Origin of the sequence: Clostridium sp. AF27-2AA (assembly GCF_003478505.1) — a bacterium.
Classification (GTDB): Bacteria; Bacillota; Clostridia; order Lachnospirales; family Lachnospiraceae; genus Brotaphodocola.
On record NZ_QUFI01000020.1, the window covers coordinates 12,845 to 35,792 of the forward strand.

The 22,948-nt window shown below is 49.6% G+C and carries 22 protein-coding genes and 1 other annotated feature; of the genes, 7 read left to right on the top strand and 15 right to left on the bottom strand.

Annotated features, from left to right (window positions below):
- Positions 1–8: 8 nt before the first annotated feature.
- From rplV to thrC, 11 genes are all read right to left on the bottom strand, one after another.
- Positions 9–395, bottom strand: coding sequence for a 50S ribosomal protein L22 (gene rplV, locus DWY84_RS11580; RefSeq protein ID WP_118533453.1), 387 nt, complete (start codon positions 393–395; stop codon positions 9–11).
- Positions 396–425: 30 nt separating this feature from the next.
- On the bottom strand, positions 426–704 hold the full coding sequence (gene rpsS, locus DWY84_RS11585) for a 30S ribosomal protein S19 (RefSeq protein WP_006782235.1): 279 nt from the start codon (positions 702–704) through the stop codon (positions 426–428).
- 21 nt (positions 705–725) lie between these two features.
- Positions 726–1,571, bottom strand: a complete 846-nt coding sequence (rplB, locus tag DWY84_RS11590; protein ID WP_118533455.1) for a 50S ribosomal protein L2 — start codon at positions 1,569–1,571, stop codon at positions 726–728.
- 212 nt (positions 1,572–1,783) lie between these two features.
- Complete coding sequence (gene rplW / locus DWY84_RS11595) at positions 1,784–2,083, bottom strand: 50S ribosomal protein L23 (RefSeq protein ID WP_118533457.1); 300 nt, start codon at positions 2,081–2,083, stop codon at positions 1,784–1,786.
- A complete protein-coding gene (rplD, locus tag DWY84_RS11600; protein WP_118533459.1) occupies positions 2,083–2,703 on the bottom strand; it encodes a 50S ribosomal protein L4 in 621 nt (206 codons plus the stop codon). Before rplD ends, rplW begins: the two co-directional genes overlap by 1 nt.
- 28 nt (positions 2,704–2,731) lie before the next feature.
- Positions 2,732–3,367: a 50S ribosomal protein L3 gene (gene rplC / locus DWY84_RS11605; protein ID WP_118533461.1), complete on the bottom strand. Its 636-nt coding sequence runs from the start codon at positions 3,365–3,367 to the stop codon at positions 2,732–2,734.
- A gap of 51 nt (positions 3,368–3,418) precedes the next feature.
- Positions 3,419–3,736 carry a 30S ribosomal protein S10 gene (gene rpsJ, locus DWY84_RS11610; protein ID WP_118533463.1) on the bottom strand — a complete coding sequence of 106 codons (318 nt, stop codon included), beginning with the start codon at positions 3,734–3,736 and terminating at the stop codon, positions 3,419–3,421.
- A gap of 412 nt (positions 3,737–4,148) precedes the next feature.
- Positions 4,149–5,513, bottom strand: coding sequence for a cell wall-binding protein (locus tag DWY84_RS11615; RefSeq protein WP_118533465.1), 1,365 nt, complete (start codon positions 5,511–5,513; stop codon positions 4,149–4,151).
- Between the two features lie 282 nt (positions 5,514–5,795).
- Positions 5,796–7,913: a glutamine synthetase III gene (locus tag DWY84_RS11620; protein ID WP_118533467.1), complete on the bottom strand. Its 2,118-nt coding sequence runs from the start codon at positions 7,911–7,913 to the stop codon at positions 5,796–5,798.
- A gap of 227 nt (positions 7,914–8,140) precedes the next feature.
- Positions 8,141–9,004: a class II fructose-1,6-bisphosphate aldolase gene (gene fba, locus DWY84_RS11625; RefSeq protein WP_118533469.1), complete on the bottom strand. Its 864-nt coding sequence runs from the start codon at positions 9,002–9,004 to the stop codon at positions 8,141–8,143.
- 117 nt (positions 9,005–9,121) lie between these two features.
- Positions 9,122–10,609: a threonine synthase gene (thrC, locus tag DWY84_RS11630; protein WP_118533471.1), complete on the bottom strand. Its 1,488-nt coding sequence runs from the start codon at positions 10,607–10,609 to the stop codon at positions 9,122–9,124.
- 206 nt (positions 10,610–10,815) lie between these two features.
- On the opposite strand from thrC, the gene DWY84_RS11635 reads away from it, so the two are divergent.
- On the top strand, positions 10,816–11,775 hold the full coding sequence (locus DWY84_RS11635; RefSeq protein WP_118533473.1) for a hypothetical protein: 960 nt from the start codon (positions 10,816–10,818) through the stop codon (positions 11,773–11,775).
- A 15-nt stretch (positions 11,776–11,790) separates the two neighbouring features.
- Complete coding sequence (locus tag DWY84_RS11640) at positions 11,791–12,702, top strand: LysR family transcriptional regulator (RefSeq protein ID WP_118533475.1); 912 nt, start codon at positions 11,791–11,793, stop codon at positions 12,700–12,702.
- 87 nt (positions 12,703–12,789) lie between these two features.
- Here the strand turns inward: DWY84_RS11640 and proS are convergent, their stop codons facing one another.
- Positions 12,790–14,223 carry a proline--tRNA ligase gene (proS, locus tag DWY84_RS11645; protein WP_118533477.1) on the bottom strand — a complete coding sequence of 478 codons (1,434 nt, stop codon included), beginning with the start codon at positions 14,221–14,223 and terminating at the stop codon, positions 12,790–12,792.
- Between the two features lie 117 nt (positions 14,224–14,340).
- Positions 14,341–14,564 (bottom strand) — a binding site (T-box leader).
- 349 nt (positions 14,565–14,913) lie between these two features.
- Between proS and DWY84_RS11650 the strand changes: the two genes are divergently transcribed.
- The 5 genes from DWY84_RS11650 (at position 14,914) to DWY84_RS11670 (ending at position 18,674) form a co-directional block, all read left to right on the top strand.
- A complete protein-coding gene (locus DWY84_RS11650) occupies positions 14,914–15,636 on the top strand; it encodes an amino acid ABC transporter ATP-binding protein (protein ID WP_178716406.1) in 723 nt (240 codons plus the stop codon).
- A 26-nt stretch (positions 15,637–15,662) separates the two neighbouring features.
- Positions 15,663–16,580: a transporter substrate-binding domain-containing protein gene (locus tag DWY84_RS11655; protein ID WP_118533479.1), complete on the top strand. Its 918-nt coding sequence runs from the start codon at positions 15,663–15,665 to the stop codon at positions 16,578–16,580.
- Between the two features lie 102 nt (positions 16,581–16,682).
- Complete coding sequence (locus DWY84_RS11660; protein WP_118533481.1) at positions 16,683–17,411, top strand: amino acid ABC transporter permease; 729 nt, start codon at positions 16,683–16,685, stop codon at positions 17,409–17,411.
- Positions 17,405–18,067 (top strand): amino acid ABC transporter permease, encoded by a 663-nt coding sequence (locus DWY84_RS11665; protein WP_118533483.1) that lies wholly within the window; start codon positions 17,405–17,407, stop codon positions 18,065–18,067. The genes DWY84_RS11660 and DWY84_RS11665 overlap by 7 nt, the downstream gene beginning before the upstream one ends.
- Before the next feature lie 13 nt (positions 18,068–18,080).
- Positions 18,081–18,674, top strand: coding sequence for a cytidylate kinase-like family protein (locus DWY84_RS11670; RefSeq protein WP_118533485.1), 594 nt, complete (start codon positions 18,081–18,083; stop codon positions 18,672–18,674).
- Between the two features lie 400 nt (positions 18,675–19,074).
- On the opposite strand, the gene DWY84_RS11675 is transcribed toward DWY84_RS11670, so the two are convergent.
- Genes DWY84_RS11675 through DWY84_RS11685 form a run of 3 tightly spaced genes read right to left on the bottom strand, consistent with a single transcriptional unit; the run spans position 19,075 to position 22,865 of the window.
- Positions 19,075–19,383 carry a DUF3837 family protein gene (locus DWY84_RS11675; RefSeq protein ID WP_118533487.1) on the bottom strand — a complete coding sequence of 103 codons (309 nt, stop codon included), beginning with the start codon at positions 19,381–19,383 and terminating at the stop codon, positions 19,075–19,077.
- Entirely contained in the window at positions 19,373–21,736 is a 2,364-nt protein-coding gene (locus DWY84_RS11680; protein ID WP_178716363.1) for a DMSO/selenate family reductase complex A subunit, read from the bottom strand. Before DWY84_RS11680 ends, DWY84_RS11675 begins: the two co-directional genes overlap by 11 nt.
- Positions 21,681–22,865, bottom strand: a complete 1,185-nt coding sequence (locus tag DWY84_RS11685; RefSeq protein ID WP_178716364.1) for a sensor domain-containing diguanylate cyclase — start codon at positions 22,863–22,865, stop codon at positions 21,681–21,683. Before DWY84_RS11685 ends, DWY84_RS11680 begins: the two co-directional genes overlap by 56 nt.
- Positions 22,866–22,948 lie beyond the last annotated feature (83 nt).

The following is a 22,948-nucleotide window of genomic DNA, read 5'->3' on the forward strand; positions in this document are numbered from 1 at the left end:
GCCTCCTCTTATCTCTCATTCAGCACAACAGTGATGTGGCTCATTCTCTTCTCGATTCTGTAAGCTCTGCCCTGTGCTCTCGGTTTTACTCTCTTCATGGTCGGTCCCTTGTTTGCGAAGCACTCCTCCACGTAAAGCTTAGCCGGATCCATGTTGTTGTTGTTCTCTGCATTAGCAATTGCAGATTCCAGTAATTTTTTAATTAAAGAAGAAGCATATCTTGGGTTGTAAGTTACAATACCAAGTGCGGTCTGTACATCTTTGCCTCTGATGGCATCTAATACGAAGCAAGCCTTCTGAACAGAAACACGTGCGTAAGATAACTTTGCGCTCGGTCTGGTGTCCTTCTGGGCATTTCTCTCTCTCTTAATCTGACTTCTATGTCCTTTAGCCATTGCTAATTAACCTCCTTTCAATCCTGACGATTATCGTTTGGATTTCTTCTCGTCTTTTCCATGTCCTCTGTAAGTTCTGGTAGCTACGAACTCACCCAGTTTGTGGCCAACCATATCCTCGGTAACATATACCGGAACATGCTTTCTGCCATCGTGAACTGCGATTGTATGTCCAACCATCTGCGGGAAGATTGTGGAACGGCGGGACCAGGTCTTGATTACCTGATGCTGTCCTGCTGCGTTCATTGCATCAACTTTTTTCAGTAAGTGTGCATCTGCAAATGGTCCTTTTTTTAATGAACGTGCCATAGGTTTTGTATCCTCCTTGAATTATTTAATGGTCTTGCCGTCGCGTCTTCTTACAATCAGCTTATTAGACTGCTTGTTTTTCTTTCTGGTCTTCAGACCCAGAGCAGGCTTGCCCCACGGAGTAGAAGGACCCGGACGACCGATACCAGTCTTACCTTCACCACCACCGTGCGGATGGTCATTCGGGTTCATAACGGAACCGCGAACTGTAGGACGGATACCCATATGACGTTTTCTACCAGCTTTACCGAGGTTGATCAGGTTGTGCTCGCCGTTACCTACAACACCGATGGTTGCGCGGCATACGATCGGAACCATTCTCATCTCGCCGGAAGGAAGTCTTAAGGTTGCATATTTGCCTTCTTTTGCCATAAGCTGAGCAGCGTTACCAGCGGAACGAACCAGCTGACCACCCTTGCCCGGATACAGCTCAATATTATGAATCTGCGCACCAACCGGAATGTTTGCCAGCGGTAAGCAGTTACCAACTTTAGCCTCTGCAGTCTCGCCGCTCATAACCTTCATGCCGTCGGTTAAGCCAGCCGGAGCCAGGATATAAGCCTTCTCGCCGTCTGCGTAGCAGATCAGTGCGATGTTTGCAGTTCTGTTCGGATCGTACTCGATACCGATAACGGTTGCCGGGATACCATCCTTGCTGTTTCTCTTGAAATCGATGATTCTGTATTTTCTTCTGGAACCGCCACCACGATGTCTAACGGTGATCTTACCCTGGTTGTTACGGCCAGCATTCTTCTTTAAAGAAGTAACCAGAGACTTCTCCGGAGTGGACTTGGTGATCTCACTGAAGTCAGATCCGGTCATATGTCTTCTGGAAGGTGTATATGGGTTGTATGTTTTAATTCCCATGACTTGAACTCCTTTCAATTCCGTACACGGTCGTGCGTTATCAACGCACTCGCGTGTATCTCTTTATCACGGCGCAGTATATTCTTTTCACTAGTCACCGTATAGTTTCATTAATTCTCATCGCTCAACTAAACTCAGCTTCGCTTCGTTAAGGTTCGCGATGGGCTTTCTCACTAAACTCGCGCTCTGCGCGCTCGTTAAGTGTTCAATGCCTACAGACCTGCAAATACCTCGATCTCTTTGCTGTCCTCAGTTAACTGAACGATAGCTTTCTTGGTTGCAGCGGTCTTGCCGAAGGTCATACCACGTCTCTTGTTCTTGCCTTCGCTGTTCATGGTGTTTACACTCTTAACTTTGGTTCCCGGGAACATCTTCTCAACAGCCTCTTTGATCATGGACTTGTTCGCATCGGTGTGAACCAGGAAAGTGTATTTCTTCTCGCTCATTGCGTTCATGCTTTTCTCGGTTACAACCGGTTTCAGAATGACGTCATAGTACTGAACGTTAGCCATTATGCGTACACCTCCTCGATATTTGCAACAGCAGCCTTGGTAGCTACTACGGTGTTGTATTTCAGAATGTCATATACGTTGATGGTATTGACATAAGCGGTCTTTACAGACTGGATGTTCTTAGCGGACTTAACAACGTTGTCGCTGTTCTCGTCAACTACTACCAGCGCCTTGTTAACCTTTAAGTTATTCAGGACGTTCTGGAATTTCTTGGTCTTGATCTCATCAAGCTTCAGCTCGTCAACAACGATGAACTTGTTCTCAAGCACTCTGCTGGTCAGTGCAGACTTCAGAGCTGCTCTCTTCTCTTTCTTGTTGAGTCTGATTGTGTAATCTCTCGGAGTCGGAGCGAATACGATACCGCCGCCGGTCCACTGCGGAGCTCTGGTTGAACCCTGACGTGCATGTCCGGTTCCTTTCTGTCTCCACGGTTTTCTACCGCCACCAGATACCTCAGAACGGGTTTTTGCTTTCTGAGTACCCTGACGATTGTTAGCAAGCTGTGCAACGACTGCCATGTGTACTAAGTGCTCGTTAACCTCAACACCGAATACAGCATCGTTTAAATCCATCTTGCCTACTTCATTACCTTCCATATTGTAAACAGATACGTTTGCCATCTGTGTGTTCCTCCTTTCTCGTCAAAGCTTACTTGGAAGCTTTCACTGTTTCTTTGATCGTTACTAAAGATTTCTTCGGTCCCGGAACAGCGCCCTTAACCAGAAGCAGATTGTTCTCAACGTCTACGCGGACAATCTCAAGGTTCTGAATGGTAACCCGCTTGGAGCCCATATGTCCCGGCATGCCTTTACCCTTGAATACCTTGCTCGGATCAGAACAAGCACCGTTGGAACCCTGATGACGATGGAATTTAGAACCATGAGCCATAGGTCCTCTGTGCTGGCCGTGTCTCTTGATCGCGCCCTGGAAACCTTTACCTTTGGAAACAGCGGTTGCATCCACCTTATCGCCGTTAGCGAAGATGTCAGCTTTGATCTCGTCCTTTACAGAATACTCTTCTGCGTTCTCGAAACGGAACTCGCGGACGAATCTCTTGTAGGAAACACCTGCCTTGTCGAAGTGTCCCTTAACCGGTTTGCTAACCAGTTTGTCTCTCTTGTCTACAAAACCAACCTGAACTGCTTTGTAGCCATCGTTCTCAACGGTCTTAACCTGGGTTACTACACACGGGCCAGCCTGAAGAACGGTTACCGGAACTAACACGCCATCTTCGTTGAAGATCTGAGTCATTCCGACTTTGGTAGCTAAGATAGCTTTCTTCATTTCAATTTCCTCCTTACAGCGGATTACCTTTTACGGCAATCATACTAAAGCTTATTTCTGTTTCATTTTGATGTCGATATAAACACCAGCCGGCATTTCCAGTTTGCTTAATGCATCAACTGTCTTCTGGCTCGGAGTGGTGATATCGATAAGTCTTTTGTGAGTTCTCTGCTCGAACTGCTCTCTGGAATCTTTGTACTTGTGTACCGCTCTCAGAATAGTTACTACCTCTTTCTTGGTCGGTAACGGTACCGGTCCGCTCACCTGAGCCCCTGTCTTCTTTACGGTCTCGATGATTTTTCCAGCAGACTGATCAACTAACTGATGATCATAAGCTTTTAATGTGATTCTCATTACTTGACTTGCCATAAAAAAAGTCGCCTCCTTTTCGCACTTTTGTTTGAAGTACGACAAGCGGTGACTGTACACATCTCCGTGTGTGTCGCGCGGACTACACACTGCGTTACTGCAATTACTCTTTACTACAGCTGTTAAATTGGTACAGTGACTTGTCGTCAGTTTCCTAACTTGACATTCGCTCCACGGAAAACCTGCCATTTTGGCAGCAACCTCGCGCTTCATTGCTATCATGTCACAGCCTTTGTATGATATCATAGTCTTTCCAAAAAAGCAAGTATTTTATCTATTATTTTAATGTTTTTATTCTCATGCAATTTTCCGTGCATTGGCCAGAGCTGTGTTTCTTCTATATATAATGCAGTAAAGAGGCCGATACAGCTTTTCCCTGTATCAGCCTCTGTTTCTGTAATGGTATTCTGTTTTATTCGTTATCCCATTCCGGTTCTTCCGGGCTGCGGTAGCTTCCGCCGTCTACGCTCTCGTCATCTTCTTTGGTCAGGACCCCACTGCTGTTGGTTTTGTATTTTACGCCATTGCTGTCCTTGACCGTAGTGTTCTTGGCAATCTTACCGGAAGTGTTCACTACATAGTTCTTATAGCTGTTTCCGTTCGGAACGGAGAAGACTTCGTATTTGCTGCCGGAATCTGCCTTCTGCAGTTTCCCCATATAATATAGATAATTGTCATACACACCGGTATAGCCTTTTCCGGTAGAGTTGAAATAATACGGCCAGGAGACTCCTCCCTCCGTGATATTGTACTTGCCCGTCAGCATACTGCTTTGCGGATAATTGCCAAAGTAATAGGCGGTATACTCACTGCTGTTGGTATACACCTTCTGAACGCCATATACAGGAGTTCCATATTCATTGAACAGATGTGTATATCCGTTGATGCGCTTTAAATCACTGGTTTTCGCACTGCCCTTTGCCGGTCCCACTTCCGGAACACCCTTGGAATTGAAATAAAACCACTCGACGTCATGATCATAATGCCCCGCCAGATATTCCGGCGGCTCGGCAGAATACCAGCCGGTGCGGACTTTTCCCTCGGCATCTACCAGGCGGTAATCCTCAATGTTGTCGGATTCATCGCCGGTGACGCAGACCCAGCCGGTCTGAACAGCACCGTCCTCGCGCAGGCAATAATAGGTTCCGTTGATCTTTTTCTGTTTGATATTGGTTCCGTTCTCGCTTGGAACCGTTTTCTTTCCGTTGGTTCCGAAATAGTACCAGTACTGACCATCACTGGCAGTTTCAAACGGACCGGTGTGCTTGTCCTCATCCTGATATTCCTCCGGCGGGGTCAGTTTCTTCCATCCGGTCACCATAACGCCCACATCATCGCAGTAATACATGTCATCCAGGATCCAGCCAGTCTCCATGGCGCCGGTATCTCCAAAATAATAATACTTACCATCGATCTGCACCCATTTTTCTTTCGAGCACTTGCCGTTATTTCCGAAATAATACCAGTCATACCCACTTGTTTTCCGGCTGTTTGCCACCTGAAGCCATTTATTGGTGATCATGATACCGCTGGCATCTACATAGTAATCATCGTTATCGACCCATTTGTTGGTTGCCATGGCTCCGCTGCTTTCCAGATAACGCCAGGTTCCATCCTGTGCCTGACGCCACGCATTGGTTACCTTGCTTCCATTGTTATTATAGTATACCCAGTTGCTGCCTTCCTGTGACCAGCCGGCCGCAAACGCTGTAATCCCCACCGCGCCAAGGCTCATGACTGCTGCCAGGGCAAACATTGCCAAACCCTTTTTCTTCATATATAAAAGCTCCTTCGTATCGTTGCGCCGCCGTTTCTTCTTTTCGCAACCAGCCTGCCTGCGCAGATGCCTGCTTTCCCCGGGCGGTCTCTTATACGTTTCATTTTAACAATAACGGCATAAATATTCAACCAATTCGCGCAAATAGATTCTTACGATTTCCTATCGGCCGGAAGGTCCGATTCAAAAAGCTTTCCCGCTGTATTCTTACCCGTAACTACAAAGCAGGCCTCCGCCAAACAGCGAAAGCCTGCCCTGATTTTTTCTAATATGATTGGAACTTTATACCTCGAAGATCAGATCGCCGTAGCTCGGGAATGGCCACAGGTCTTTGTCCACGATCATCTCCAGCTTATCGGCCGGTGTGCGGAGCGCTGCCATAGCCGGAACCACCTTCTCATGGTAAACGCGCGCCTGAGTCTCAGCACCATCAACACATGCTGCCTCTTCCGTAATATCGATCAGAGCTGCCAGGGCAACCTTCATATCAGACAGAAGATCAGAGGTCTCTGTCAGCAGTTCAGCCTGTACGCTGGTATCTGCCTCCGGGCATGCAGCCTTGACTGCACCAAGAGAGCCTGCCAGCTGAGTGGTGTACTTGATCACAGCCGGAATGATCTGCTTGCTCGCCATATCGATCATGGTTCTTGCCTCGATGTTAATCATCTTGCCATATGCCTCATACTCAACCTCGGCACGAGACTCAAGCTCTGCCCTGGTAAATACGCCGAAGGACTCGTAGAGTTTTACTGCCTTCTCGGTAGTGAGGGCCGGGATTGCATCTACCATGGAGCGGATGTTCGGAAGGCCGCGTCTTTCTGCCTCTTCTACCCATGCATCAGAGTAACCGTTGCCGTTGAAAATGATGCGCTTGTGGTCGCGAAGCAGTTTCTTGATCATGTCATGTACTGCAGTATCGAAATCATCTGCCTTTTCCAGCTCATCTGCTGCCTCTTTGAAAGCCTCTGCCACGATGGTGTTCAGGACTACGTTGGCCGGAGCAACAGAATCGGAAGAACCTACCATACGGAACTCGAACTTGTTTCCGGTGAAAGCGAACGGTGAAGTACGGTTACGGTCGGTTGCATCCTTATCCAGATCCGGAAGGGTTGCAACACCAGTCCTTAACGTACCGCCGCTCTTAGAGTGAGTTGCCTCACCAGTGCTGCACAGCTGATCGATCACATCCTCAAGCTGCTCACCCAGGAATACGGAAATGATTGCCGGCGGTGCCTCGTTTGCACCCAGACGGTGATCGTTTCCGATATCAGCCGCTGATTCACGAAGCAGGTCTGCATGAATATCGACTGCCTTTAAGATGCAGCCCAGAACAAGAAGGAACTGAATGTTCTCGTGCGGGGTATCGCCCGGGTTTAACAGGTTCACGCCATCATCAGAGGTAAGAGACCAGTTATTGTGCTTACCGGAACCATTTACGCCTGCAAATGGCTTCTCATGAAGCAGACAGGTAAGGCCCTGACGTCCGGCAACCTTCTTTAAGGTTTCCATAACCATCTGGTTGTGGTCAACCGCCAAGTTTGCCTGGTCGTAGATCGGAGCCAGCTCATGCTGTGCCGGTGCTACCTCGTTGTGCTGGGTCTTAGCGGTAACGCCAAGCTTCCAGAGTTCCTCGTTAACCGCCTTCATGTAAGCACCGATACGCTCACGGATGACACCAAAGTAATGGTCGTCCAGCTCCTGGCCCTTCGGAGGCATGGCGCCAAACAGGGTACGGCCGGTGTAGATCAGGTCTTTTCTCTGTAAGTATTTCTGACGGTCTACAATAAAGTACTCCTGCTCCGGTCCAACAGACGGGCAGACACGCTTTGCGGTGGTGTTGCCGAAGAGTCTTAAAATCCTTAAAGACTGCTCGTCAATGGCCTGCATGGAACGAAGAAGAGGGGTTTTCTGATCCAGCGCCTCACCAGTGTAGGAGCAGAACGCGGTCGGAATGCAAAGAGTCACACCGCAGGCATCTTCTCTTAAGAATGCCGGGGAAGTGCAGTCCCATGCAGTATAGCCTCTTGCCTCGAATGTAGCGCGCAGGCCGCCTGACGGGAAGGAAGATGCATCCGGCTCGCCCTTGATAAGCTCCTTGCCCGAAAATTCCATGATAACCTTTCCCTCCGCATCCGGTGCGGAAATGAAGGAATCATGCTTCTCTGCGGTTACGCCAGTCAGCGGCTGGAACCAGTGGGTGTAATGGGTTGCCCCTCTCTCGATTGCCCAGTCCTTCATTGCGTGCGCAACCACATCTGCAATGGACGGATCCAGCTCAGCACCATCTTCGATGGTCTTTTTCATTTTCTTGAAAACGCTCTTTGGTAAGCGTTCTTTCATAACAGTTTCGTTGAAGACGTTCTTGCCAAAAATCTCAGCTACATTCATAACTTCGCTCATAGACTTTTCCTTCCTCTCACTTAGAATTGCCGTTCCCGGTCTCCTCACCCTGCCCTAAATTATTTTTATGTATACTTAATTTTCTTAAGCTGGGTATCTGGTTAAAAAAAAATGGTGCTCTTCCTTTTTGGAAGAACACCATTGTTCCCTAATTAAAATAAACCATCAGGTTGGAAAAAGCAAGTGTTTTTTTGCATTTTCCCGTATTTTTTTCAAAGCACTGATTTTCAGGCTTTTCCAACGGAACCGAACAGCTCCATTTTCTCTTTTACAGTTGCCTTGATAGCCTCTGCGCCCGGTGCGAGCAGCTTACGCGGATCGAAGCCCTTGCCCTCTAAATCCTTGCCTGCCTCGACATACTTACGGGTAGCGTCTGCAAAGGAAAGCTGACACTCGGTATTTACGTTGATCTTTGCCACACCAAGATCGATCGCTTTTTTGATCATGTCAGCCGGGATACCGGTACCGCCATGAAGAACTAACGGCAGGTCGCCCACCTTCTCCTTGACTGCTGCCAGAGTCTCAAAGCTTAAGCCCTGCCAGTTTGCCGGATATTTGCCGTGAATGTTGCCGATACCTGCTGCCAGGAAGTCTACGCCCAGGTCTGCGATCATCTTGCACTCGTTCGGATCTGCGCACTCGCCCATACCGATCACGCCGTCTTCCTCACCGCCGATGGAACCGACCTCAGCCTCGATGGAAAGACCCATAGCGTGAGCAACTTTTACTAACTCTTTGGTCTTCTCTACGTTCTCTTCGATGGCATAGTGGGAACCATCGAACATGATGGATGAGAAACCTGCCTTAATGCACTTATAGCAGCCATCGTAGGTGCCGTGGTCTAAGTGCAGTGCTACCGGAACGGTAATGTTCATTTCCTCGATCATGGCTTTTACCATAGCGGAAACGGTCTTAAATCCGGTCATATATTTTCCTGCGCCCTCAGATACGCCCAGGATAACCGGGGAGTTTAACTCCTGTGCGGTTGCCAGGATGGCCTTGGTCCACTCCAGGTTGTTAATGTTGAACTGACCTACTGCATAGTGTCCTTCTACTGCCTTTTTCAGCATTTCTGTTGCAGATACTAACATGTTCAAAACCTCCGTTTTTCTATAGTTTGCCCCACAGCCTGTCCCAAACACAGGCTATAGGCTTACAACTGTCTTTATTATATTACAAAAACAGTTTTTTGTGAAGCAGATAACGAATTATAAGCCCAGAATCTCTGCCACTGTCTTTTCCATGTCGGCTGCGTCGCACTCTCTGTTGTGACGGATCTCTGCGTTGCGGATCTCCTCCACTGCGCGCGGGATGGCTACGCCAGATGCCTTGCACAGGGCGTCGATGGAAGCGAACTCATCGGCTTCTGCCTCTTTGCCTGTCACAGCTGCCATAACGCTGTGGGAGAACTTGTACGGGCTTGCGGTAGACGCAATGACGGTCGGAGTCTTGTCTCCGGTCTCTGCCACATACTTTTTATATACGCAGGAAGCCACGCCAGTATGCGTATCAATGATATATCCGGTTTCATCTGCCAGATGCCTGATGCCTGCAGCATTCTCAGCCTCAGTAGCATAGCCGCCTGCAAAGTCCTTCATAAAAGCTTTCATGGAATCGGTAACGGTGTAAGCTCCCTTCGTGCTCAGATCTTCCATGAGCTGTTTATTGACCGCAGCGTCACAACCAGTGCTTAAATAGATCAGCCGCTCTAAGTTGCTGGAGATGAGGATATCCATAGACGGAGAATTGGTCAGGATAAAGTCTCTCTTGCGGTCATAGGTTCCGGTCTTAAAGAAATCATACAGAACCTTGTTGTCGTTGGATGCGCAGATCAGGGTCTTGATCGGCACGCCCATCTGTTTTGCCAGGTAGGCAGCCAGGATATTGCCGAAGTTTCCGGTCGGAACAGTCACATTGATGAGATCACCGTTCTGGATTTCTCCGTTCTGCACCAGCTTGGCGTAAGCATAAACATAGTAAACCACCTGCGGGACCAGACGGCCAATGTTGATGGAGTTTGCGGAGGAAAGCTGGAAGCCCTTTGCAGCCAGCTTTGCAGCAAATTCTCTGTCGCCAAAGATCTTCTTCACACCGGTCTGGGCATCATCAAAGTTGCCGTGAATGGAGACAACCGCGGTGTTGGCGCCCTTCTGAGTTACCATCTGCAGCTCCTGAACCTTGCTGACGCCGCCCTTCGGATAGAACACGATGATACGGGTTCCCGGTACATCCGCAAAACCAGCCATAGCAGCCTTACCGGTATCTCCGGAGGTTGCAGTCAGGATAACGATTTCATTCTCCACATGATTCTTCTTTGCAGAGGTAGTCATCAGATACGGAAGAATGGACAGTGCCATGTCCTTGAAGGCGATGGTACTTCCGTGGAACAGCTCCAGATAATAAGCGCCGTCCGCCTTGACAAGCGGAGCGATCTCCTCCGTGTCAAACTTGCTGTCGTAAGCGTGGTCGATGCAGTAACGCAGCTCTTCCTCGGTGAAGTCTGTTAAGAACTGTTTCATGACACGGTATGCAGTCTCCTGGTAGGTCATGCCTGCCAGCTCTTCCATCGTTACATCCAGTTTCGGGATTGAAGTCGGCATAAACAGGCCGCCGTCGTCAGCCAGTCCTTTTAAGATTGCCTGAGATGCAGTCAGTCCGCTCTCTCCGCCTCTTGTGCTCTGATATGTTAAGTTCATAGCTTTCTTTCCTTTCTCCCTTTTCAGTGAATACATTTTTATCCAGCTACAATTTATGTAACTACATTTTTGTTGATTGTAGCACAGGCAAATATCATTTGTCCATGTTTTCTTTCTAAACAAAAGGCGTGGAATGTGTATTGAAGGTTTTTTTCGGATATGCTAAACTGAGGAAAATTGTTGATTAGCAAGAGAGGACTAAGATTATGTACACTTACGCCTGGTATCACTGGCTTACTTTCTTCTATATTTACTGCTTCTGCGGCTGGGTTTTTGAATCCACCTACGTTTCCTTAAAGCAGCATCACTTCGTCAACCGCGGCTTCCTGCGGCTTCCCATGCTGCCTCTGTACGGCACCGGGGCGGTGATGATGCTGTGGGTATCCCTGCCCGTCAAAAACAATCTGTTCCTGGTTTACTGCTCTGGCGTGGTGGCAGCCACCCTGCTGGAATACGTAACCGGCTATGTGATGGAGCGGCTGTTCAAAGTCCGCTACTGGGATTACAGCAACCAGAAATTTAACCTCCACGGTTACATCTGCCTGACTTCTTCGATTGCCTGGGGATTTCTAACGATTTTTATGACTGAGGTCATTCACAAACCCATTGAACACTTTGTTCTGAACCTGCCTCCGGCACTGGAATGGTGCCTCTTAGGCGCAGTCAGCGGATGCTTTGTCATGGATACCATCCAGTCCACGAAGGAAGCGCTCAGCCTGGCCAAAGCACTGGAAAGTGTTGCGAAGCTGCGGGCCGAGCTGGAGGAAATGCAAGTACAGCTTGCCCTGTTAAAAGCTGAAACCGCCCAGAATATTGAGAACGCAAAAAAAGAACTGCGTGTAGCTGTTGCCGAAAATGTGGAAACTGGCAAAGAGAAGGCTGCAGCACGCAGGGAAGCGCTGGAAGAGGCTGTTGCAGCCCACAAAGAGACTGTGGCCGCACGCCGGGATGAACTGGCTGAGACTGCTGTTGCTCACAAAGCCGCTCTGGCAGCCCGTATCAGCTCCCTGAACGAAAAGATGGCCGATACCGCCCGTCTCTTAAACAGCAAAAAGCCTATAGTCCGCCCGTCTATCCTGCGGCGTAACCCAACCGCGATATCCAGACACTTTGCTGATGCCTGGAAGGAGCTTTACAATGAATGGGAGGAACAGAAGCATGCGTAACCGGAGGCATTTCTTATGGATTTAAAACAGATTGAATATATTGTGAAAATTGATGATGAGCACAGCATTACCCGCGCGGCGGAGAAGCTGTTCGTGACCCAGTCCGCCTTAAACCAGCAGCTTCTGCGGCTGGAAAAGGAGCTGGGCGCACCGCTTTTCCACCGCAGTAAGGTGGATATGCGCCCCACCGAAATCGGACAGGTTTATTTAGACAACGCGAGGGAAATCCTGCGGATTAAGCAGCGCACCTACAACCTCATCAACGACATGACCGATGCCAAGAAAGGACGCCTCTCGATTGGATTTACCCCAGGCCGCGGCAGCGAAATGTTTACCCATGTCTACCCGTCTTTTCACCAGGCTTATCCCAACGTCATTGTGGAACCTCATGAACTAAGCGTGCATCGCCAGCAGCAGATGATATCCCAGGGCAACTTGGATATTGGTTTTCAGACACTTTCCGAACGCCAGAGAACCGACAGTGAGTACATAAAGCTTGGTGAGGAAGAAATTTTTCTTCTGGTGCCCAGCATTCACCCGGCCGCTGAGCAGCTGGCAGCCACACAGACAGCATCCGCACCTTTCCCCATCGCAAACCTGACCCTCTTTCAGTATGAACCCTTCGTTCTGATGTATAAGGAATCTACCATCCGGGCCATCACCGATGAGATTTTCCGCAAGTCCGGCTTCACCCCGAATGTGCTGTTTGAAACCGCCAGCAACAACACGGTATTGTCCATGATCGAAGCAAATCTCTGCTGCGGCGTAGTGCCGGAATACTATGTGCGCAGACTGCCAAAAGGGATCAGCTGTTTTGCATTTCCAACTCACCCATCCTGGGACATTGCGGCCAATTACCGCAAGAACGGCTACTTAAGCGAGGCTGCAAAGTACTTTATTGAACTGGTCCGGAATTTCTGGACATAAATTTCCCATCATACAAAAAGGGGCCCTGGAAAGGCTGCCATATGTGGCTCTTTCCAGGGTCCCTTTGAAATATCGGAATATAAAATTTTAGTATGCTCTGCCCCAGTAAACCATCTTCTTGGCCGGTTTTCCACAGCATACGCACTTGTCGGAGAGGTTCTCCTGCGCGAACGGCATGCAGCGGGAGGTTGCTGCAGTGTCTTCTTTGATCTTGTCCTCGCAGGCCTGATCGCCGCACCACATAGCTTTTACAAAGCCCGGTTTCTCGTTGATGGTTTTCACAAACTCATCGTAGGCGGTTGCAACGTAGGTGTGGGAATCGCGGTGTGCTCTTGCGCGCTCCAGCATATCGTTCTGAATGGTGTCTAAGAGTTCGCTTACCTTTGCCTCGATCTCATCTAAGGAAACGGTAATCTTCTCGTGGGTATCACGGCGAACCAGAACCGCCTCGTTGTTTTCGATATCTCTCGGTCCGATCTCCACACGTACCGGGATTCCGCGCATCTCAGACTCACTGAACTTCCAGCCCGGGCTCTTGTCGGAATCGTCCACTTTTACCCTGAAGTTGGAAAGAACATCTCTTAACTCAAAGGCCTTATCCAGAACGCCCTCTTTCTGCTGCTGAATCGGAACGATCACAACCTGAGTCGGAGCGATTCTCGGCGGCAGTACCAGACCGTTGTTATCGCCGTGTACCATGATGATCGCACCGATCATACGGGTAGTCATACCCCAGGAGGTCTGATGAACATACTGCAGGGTGTTGTCCTTTGCTGCATACTGAATGCAAAATGCCTTTGCGAAACCATCGCCAAAGTTGTGGCTGGTTCCGGACTGCAGTGCTTTTCCGTCATGCATCAGGGACTCGATGGTGTAGGTAGCCTCTGCGCCTGCGAATTTCTCTTTATCGGTCTTCTGACCGCGGATTACCGGGATAGCCAGTACCTGCTCACAGAAGTCTGCGTACAGATTCAGCATCTGGATGGTTCTTGCCTCAGCTTCCTCTGCGGTTGCGTGAGCGGTGTGGCCCTCCTGCCATAAGAACTCTCTGGAACGCAGGAACGGACGGGTGGTTTTTTCCCATCTGACTACAGAACACCACTGGTTGTATACCTTCGGCAGGTCACGGTAAGAGTGGATATCCTTTGCATAGAAATCACAGAACAGAGTCTCTGAGGTCGGGCGCACGCACAGACGCTCCTGAAGCGGCTCCAGGCCGCCGTGGGTTACCCATGCAACCTCCGGCGCGAAGCCTTCTACGTGATCTTTTTCTTTCTCCAGAAGGCTCTCCGGAATGAAAATCGGCATATATACATTCTGAACTCCGGTTTCCTTAAAGCGGCGGTCCAGCTCATGCTGGATGTTCTCCCAGATTGCGTAACCAGCCGGTTTGATGACCATGCAGCCCTTTACGCTTGCGTAATCACACAGCTCTGCTTTTTTTACCACATCCGTATACCACTGGGCGAAATCCTCGTCCATGGATGTGATGGCTTCTACTAATTTCTTATCCTTTGCCATGATAACTCTCCTTTATTTTTAATGAAAAAAATGTGCGCATCCTCGCGGAGCGTTTTTATATGATAGGACGCAATTTCCTACCATATAAAAAGATCATCCGGTCCTCTGCCATTTCTGACAAGGGACCGAATGACCAGATAAATTCGGCGGTACCACCCTGATTAGCGCTGCAATGCATGCAGGAGCGCTCACTCTATGCTCCGTTAACGCCGGAAACTACGCTGCAGTTCACTGCAGGACTCCAAGGCCGGTTCAGCTTCCAGGGACATGACGGCCTCGCACCAGATAGCCCTCTCTCTGTGATGTAATGTCTGCTTACTAATCCTCTTCACTGTCGTTTTCTCTTGCTTGATTTTAAGCCATTTTCCGCACTTTGTCAAGGGAAGGCAGACTCTCTGCTCCTTTTATTCCATAACATTATATCTGTTTATTTTTGTGTAAAACAGCAAATTTCTGTCAAATCCAGTCTGGTTTTTTGACTTGACATTTTATTTTCGTCTGCCTATAATGCAAATCATAAACTTAAGACCCAAACCGATCAGGAAAACCGTGCCGCAGCACATTCCGGATCAATAAAACAGGCAAAGGCGCTTGGAGATTTCACTCTCTGAGCGCCCTTTTGCATTTTTTCAGAAAGGCCAGATGTGCCGGATCTACCGGCAGCTCTGGAAGGTGAATGATATGGCTGACATGGTAAAAGTCGAACATCTGAAAAAGAATTTCGGTGACCTGGAGGTCCTGAAAGATATTAATCTGACTGTAAAGGAAGGCGAGAAGCTGGTCATCATCGGTCCCTCCGGTTCCGGAAAATCTACCTTTATCCGATGCATCAACCATCTGGAGGATCCGACAGCAGGCACCGTCTCCATTGCCGGAACTCCCGTTACCAAAAAGAACCATCTGGAAATGGCCAAGAAATATTCTTCCATGGTATTCCAGCAGTTCAATCTCTATCCGCACCTGACCGTGCTGGAAAACCTGACGCTGGCTCCGATCAAGCTGCAGCATGTGCCGAAGGAAGAGGCCAAAGCCACTGCGCTGAAATGTCTGGACCGCGTTGGATTAAAGGCCAAGGCCGGAAATTATCCGGTACAGCTTTCCGGCGGACAGCAGCAGCGTGTAGCCATTGCCAGAGCGCTCTGCACGAATCAGCCGCTGATTCTCTTTGATGAACCTACCTCAGCACTGGATCCGGAAATGGTCCAGGAGGTTTTAAATGTTATGGTCGAGCTGGCCAGGGAAAACATCACCATGATCTGTGTCACCCACGAAATGGGATTTGCCAGACAGGTCGCTGACCGGGTGATCTTCATGGACGGCGGATACATTGTTGAGGAAGGGACACCGGAGCATTTCTTCACCGCTCCGGAGCATGAGCGCACCAAAGCGTTCTTAAGCAAAATTTTACATTAATTTTTTCTATGAGGAGGAAAGAAATTATGAAAAAGAGCATGAAAAAAGTAACTGCCATGACCATGGCCGCTATGATGGCCGCACTGTTAGGCGGATGTGGTTCCTCAGCATCTGAGACCACCGCTGCAGCAACCACCGCAAAGGCAGAAGAAACCACTGCAGCAGCCTCCGAAGCAGCAGCAGATACTACCGCTGCTTCCAGTGATGTCAGCGCAGATGTTCAGAAGATCGTTGACCGCGGCGTTTTAAAAGTAGGATGCAAATCGGATGTTCCAAACTTCTCCCTTCAGAACACCGCAACCGGTGAATATGAGGGCTTTGAGGATGACCTGGCTTACAACATTGCAGGTGAGATCTTCGGATGCACTCCGGAGGAAGCGAAAGATAAAAAGCTGGTAGAATTCCAGGGTGTTACCGCAAAGACCAGAGGACCGCTTCTGGAGAACGGCGAGATTGACCTGGTTATCGCAACCTTCACCATTACCGATGAAAGAAAAGAAACCTACAACTTCTCCACACCGTATTACACGGACGCAGTTGGCCTTCTGGTAAACAACGATTCCGGAATCGAGTCCATTGAAGACCTGGATGGCAAGATCATCGGTGTTGCACAGTCCTCCACCACCAAGGACGGCTTCAAAGCCTATGTAGAGGAAAAAGGCCTCAACGTAAATCCGGAATTCCAGGAGTTTGACGGCTACCCGGCACTAGCTCAGGCACTGGCTACCAAGCAGATTGACTGCTTCTCTGTAGACCGCGCGATCCTTTCCGGTTATGTAAATGATTCCAACCACATTCTGGATGACCGCTTCAGCGAGCAGGAATACGGCGTTGCATCTGCCAAAGAGAATACCGGTCTTGCTGAGCTGGTAGATGAGAAGGTAACTTCCATGATCTCTGATGGTTCCATGAAAGCACTGCAGGAACAGTGGAACTTACAGTAATACAACGCAAGACAATCTAAAAATCCAGTATGGAGGAGAACGCGTCACTGGCGCGTTCTCTGATTTTATAAAAATCTGATACAGCAAAGGATGATGAGTATTATGATCAAAGGTCTCTTAGAAGGAAAACGATGGGCCGCGCTTTGGAAAGCGCTCCCTGAATATTATGTGCCGGGATTTATCATGACTCTGAAGATTTCCATCGTCGGCCTTCTGGTCGCATTGCTCCTGGGAATTGTGTTCGGTACATTTTCTACAATGAAATTTAAACCCGCAAAAATCCTCGCACGTATTTACGTGGAGTTTCTGCAGAACACACCGCTGGCACTGCAGATCCTGTTTTACTACTCCGTGCTTCCACTCCTCTTTTCCAATTCCGGCTTTCGTATCCCAAAGTTTGTTCTGGGTGTTATCGGGGTTGGGGTATACCATGGAGCTTACATCGCAGAGGTTATCCGTACCGGTATCGAGGCTGTGCCGAAGGGACAGTCGGAAGCCGCCGCTTCCCAGGGCTTTTCGTATCTGGAGACCATGTACTACATCATTCTTCCCCAGACGATCCGCATCATCATGCCACCGCTGGCAAACCAGGCACTGAACCTGGTAAAGAACACCTCCATCCTGGCCATGGTAGCCGGAATGGATCTGATGTACTACACCGACTCCTGGGGTGCTGACCGCGGATACTTTGCCCAGGCATATTTCACCAGCGCGCTGCTGTATTTTATCATCTGCTTCCCGCTGGCCCGCCTTGGACGTTACCTGGAGATCCGTTCCATGCGTCTTCCGGCGCCGAAAAAAATCGTGATTAAGGAGGATGGCTTATGTTAGCTTTGTTTTATCAGATTTTCACCTTTGCCAATGTCACTTTTATGCTGAAGGGTCTTGCCATGTCCGTCGCCATCGCAGTACTGGCCACCGTTATCAGCATGTTTTTCGGCACCATCCTGGCGCTGATCCGCACCTACGCGAACGGACCGTTCCAATGGGCTTCTGCCCTTGTTGCTGTATACACGGAATTCTTCCGCTGCACGCCAAACCTGCTGTGGATTCTCTGGATCTATTTCACCATCAAGGGAAATAAGATCGCAGTTTCCGTGTTCGCCATCTCCCTGTTCACCTCCGCTGTCATGGCTGAGATCTTCCGCGGCGGCTTAAACTCCATCCCGAAGGGACAGTTTGAGGCAGCCCAGTCCCAGGGCTTCTCTTTCCTGCAGACGTTGTGGTACATCGTCCTTCCACAGACCTACAAGAAAGTCATCCCGGCGCTGCTCAGCCAGGTCATCACCATCATCAAGGATACTTCCTTCCTGAAGATGGTAGATGTAGCCGAATTCATGCGTAACTGTGCCATTGTCATGGGCAGCATCTACGATGTCCGCGGCATGATCATGCTGCTGGCCTTTGAGGCAATCTGCTATTTTGTGATCTGCTTCACGCTCAGCTGTGTTGTCAGAGGATATCAGAAAACCATTGTGACCGCTTAAGGAGGGCTGATTCATGGATAAATATATCATCACCATTACGAGGGAATTCGGAAGCCTGGGCCGTCCCATTGCCCATGCTCTCTCTCAGAAGCTTGGCATTGAATACTATGACCGGGATATCGTGGATGAGGTTGCAAAGCAGTTAAACCTGCCGGTCTCCCAGATCAGCGACGCAGAGGAAAGCTCCCACAACCACTTCTTCGCCCACATGTTTCCCCTGGGCACCGACAAACAATACATCCAGGATATGATCTTTGATGTTCAGAAAGACATCATTCTGGATCTGGCCCGGAAATCCAGCTGCATCATCGTGGGCCGCTGCTCCGATTTCCTGCTGCAGAATGAACCGAATGTTCTGAACATCTTCATCTACGCGCCTTACAAGGCACGGCTGGAAAACTGCGTGAATGCGCTGGAAATGTCCGAAGAGGATGCTAAACGCACCATCATGAAAGTCGACAAAGCACGATGTGCCTACCACAAACGCTACGCAGGATACTCCCCCTCCGACCCGCTGCACAAGCACCTGATGATCGATTCCTCCCTGCTCGGCGTAGAAGGAACCGCAGATCTGATTGCGGAGGTAGTACGGCGGAAGTTTCATTAAAATTGCAATTAAAAGCAATAGCAATAAAGGTCCGAAGCCGGGAATGCCGGGATAACCGGCTTCTGCTGTATTGCTCCCGCTAAGAGAGAAATAAAATCAGCCAGAACGGTACTGATAAAAGCCTGGAATTTCAGCTTTTTACCAGTAGCATTCTGGCTGTGTTTTTTATTACCGTAGAATAGCAGGAAAGCAGAAGCAGGGCGGGGGGGTATCCTGCGTAGCATAAATAGAAGTGCAACGTATCCGGCTATGTGGCGACTGACGTTTTCGGGAGGCGGACGATCAGTCCGACTATCCGCAAACGGCTGTCAGCCACATCGTCCGAACACGGCACTTCTATTTTGCGCAGCGGGATACCACCCCGGCCTGCTTCGGACCTTTCATGAATATTCTTAAATTTTTATATTAATTCATACCCCATCCGAAGCATGATGGCTGCGTCTTCCGTCACTTCATCGCTGTCGAACCAGGTGTAGTTGCGAACGATTTCGGACAGGTTTCCGCCTTCCGCGTCGTAGACCTGCTGCGGGATGCCCTCAATGAGCTTTCCCAGGTTGTCTCCCGCTTTCACCTCCGGCATGGGCTGGCCTGCTTTTTTGTACAGCATGCCGATGGCACATGTTACTTCACAGGTATTGATAAGCCGGGACGGCGGAGTGAACAGGGTTGATTTCAGTTTTACAGACTGAACGGTCAGTTCATAGACCATAACGGATCACCTCCACAAGGTTCGTATGCTGCCCGTTACCCCGGGCGTAAGGGGTCGGGTGCTGGGATGTCAGCACGTTAATGGAACCGGCAGTGTCGGTTCCGTTTTTGTCTGGCCGGTACCATGCGCCCTGGGAGATGGCGGTCACGCCCGGCATGATCCGGTCAGTGACGCGCACCGGCATCCGGATCCGTCCCCGGTCATTGAATACCTCTGCCAGATCCCCGTCTTTTAGATTCCGGGCTGCAGCATCCGCTGGGTTCATCCACAGAGTCTGAGGATCCAGCCTGTGCATGTCCTGGTTATTGTCGTGGATACTGTGACAGCGCCGCTTGGTGTGCCAGCCAGTCAGCTGCAGCGGATACTTTTCTGCCAAAGGATCCTGCGCTCCCTCCACCGGCGGAACGTAGCGCGGAATGGCCGGCATAAATTCTTTAAACTCGGTCCGGTAGACCTTCTCAGAAAAAATCTCAATCTTTCCGCTCTTTGTAGGAAACGGATGCGTTTCCGGATCGCGGCATTCTTCTTTGAAAGCAGGCCGAATTGGCTGCTTCTGATAATGGAACAGCGCCTGCTTCTTAAAAATCTCATAATCCGGCAGTTCTGTTTCTGTTTTTTTCAGCTCTTTATATAAATATTCCAGCCACTCCGACGCGGTACGGCCACAGGTAAACTGCTCTTTTAATCCCAGGCGGTCTGCCACCTCGGAAAACCAGTCATACTCAAACCGCCCTTCGTAAAGCGGCTCGATCACCTTGTTGTTGAAGCCCAGGAAATTGCCATACTGCCAGGGCATGGTGATATTCTCACACTCAAACATGGAAATGCCCGGAAGCAGGATGTCCGCGAACTTCGCGCTGGCTGTCATAAACAGATCACTGACCACAATGAACTCGCATTTACTCTCATCCCGCAGGAGTTCTGCCGTACGGTTGATGTCTCCGTGCTGGTTGATGAGACAGTTGCCAGCCAGATTGAGAATCATCTTGATATCACTTTCCAGTGTGACTGGTTCTTCCGAGCCGTCAATCCACTGTACGCCGTCTAACTGGTTCATGGTATGTCCGTGCAGCACGGCATCGGTCCACAAGTAAACCGGAATCTGCCGGTTGTAACGGTTTGACAGCTTTGGCCAGGATGGGTTTTTATGTTCCACCCAGTCTGCGGTGCCGCTGGCCCAGCCGCCGGAAATTCCCACATTGCCAGTCATGCAGGCAAGCAGAATGGCGCCCCGGGTGCTCTGCTCCCCGTTGGCATTGCGCTGCGGGCCGTAACCCTGAATGAGCGCCGCGGGTTTTGCCAGGGCATAGCGTCTTGCCAGGCTGCGGATGGTATCTGCCGCTGTTCCGGTAATACGCTCTGCCCATTCCGGCGTTTTGGGTATCCCATCCTTCTCTCCATATATATAGGAAAGATAACATTCGGACGAATCTATGCCCTTCGGCATATGGGCCTTGTCAAAGCCGATACAGCAGCGATCCAGAAATTCCTGATCCTGCAGCCCTTCTTCCACAATCACCCACGCCATAGCGTCCATGAGCGCGCTGTCCGTGGCAGGACGGATCGGAATCCACTCCGCATCCAGACGTACTGCCGTGTCATTCCTTCTCGGATCGATGACAATGATGGGAATGCCCTTCTTTTTTGCGCGCAGAAGCACATTCATGGTGACACTGTCAAACTTGGTTTCTTCCGGGTTGTGCCCCCAGAGAATAATCAGATTGCTGTTTAACCAGTCTTCCGGATTATGACCGGTTTGGTTGGTGCCATACATAATGTCCGTTGCCTGGCGGATGCAGGCCGTACTGTACGAATTGTAGTAATCCAGAAATCCGCCATCTAAATTCAGCAGGCGCTTAGCCATATTGTTTCCGCGGTTTAAAGCACTGATGCCCGTTGCATAATTTACATAACGAGACCCAACACCGTAGGTATCGCGGATGCGGATCCATTCGGAAGCGATGGTATCCACCGCCTCCGCCCAGCTGATGCGCGTAAACTTTCCTTCGCCGCGTTTTCCCACCCGCTTCATAGGATAACGCAGACGGTCTTCGCCAAGAAAAGTCTTATGGTAATTCAGGCCCCGCACGCATGCTGTCAGGGGAATTTCCCCCTCTGGCGCGTCACAGGGCCGCTCAGTACTTAAATGGTCAATCGTTCCGTCTTTCATGTGAACACAGATGACGCAGCGGCCGCCACAGTTATTCCGTCCGGTGGTGCGGATGACCTGTTCCCCACTGGCGCAGGCGGCATCCTGCTGTTTGCCGCTAATGCGGCCGACGTCCTGCTGCCCTTCTCTACACATGCTCACTTCTGCGGATTTTCCGTCTCCGGTCGTGTTCTGTTTTCTCATAGAAATGTTTCTTTTCCTCATACATTTTTTCGTCCGCTTCTTTTAAAAGCGCATCCAGGGAATCGCACTCTTTTTTCCAGACTGCTCCACAGGAAAAGCTCACATGGTGCTGGCGCGCGTTCAGCCTCAGCTGGCTCATCAGGAATTCAAACTGCTGCTCCAGGATTCCCGGATAGATTACCACAAATTCATCACCGCCAATGCGGTAGGTATGCTCTGGAAATACAGCGACGATCTGCTGGGCAGCCCGCCGGATAAAGGAATCTCCAGCTTCATGGCCCTGCTCATCATTCACTTTTTTCAATCCGTTTAAATCAATATACACAACACCAATATTCTCAAACTTCTGCCCCCGGTAGCCTTCCATAAAGCGGATGTAGCAGTTGCGGTTATAAAGGTTGGTCAGCATATCCCGGTAGCTTAAATACTGCAGCTGCTCCTGACGGCTCCTGGTTTCCAGACGGTTCATGATAAAAAACTGGATGGAGGACAACAGTTCAAAATCACGGTAATGCTCCCGCGGATTGTCCACACCAAAAAATCCGGTCACTACTCCGTTCTTTTTAAAGGGTACCGCGATCAGGCTGTTGATGTTCTGTGCTTTCAGCACTTCATAGGCCCGGGCATCTTCCTTCTCTTTTTCCCGGTCCAAATCCGAAATATAGAACATTCTGCGCTCATGGAACATATCAATCCAGGTTTGAATAATCTGGATCGGGACATCGCGGAGGTTCTCTATTTCCTTTGTCACTCCCGCTGCCGCATACTCATATGTATTGTGGACCAGCTTTTCCTCATAATCCATTTCAAAGATGTATGTCCGGTCGCCCTGGAAATATTCCGTAACAATTTTTAACAGGTTGTTGATGGCCTGATCTACATCCTCATGGGAAGAAAGCTCCGTGACGCACTGGATCAGGACTGTGCTTCGCTCCAGTTCCATAACTGTGTCCGCCCGGCTTTTTGTAAGCTGGCGCATGGTCCATACATTCCACAGGAAATAGCACAGCAGCAGAAAAAGTACTGCCCTGTTTCTATCTTCTACATTCTGATACATGATCAGCGCAACGATTATCGTCATGATAATCATAAGCAGGAGCTGCGTTGTTTTTCCAGTCTTATTTTTCATGGTCATTCTTCTTTCAATATCCGGTCAGGCCGATTCTCTCAAAGGTATATGAACCTATACTACCACAATTATTCCGGCTTTTC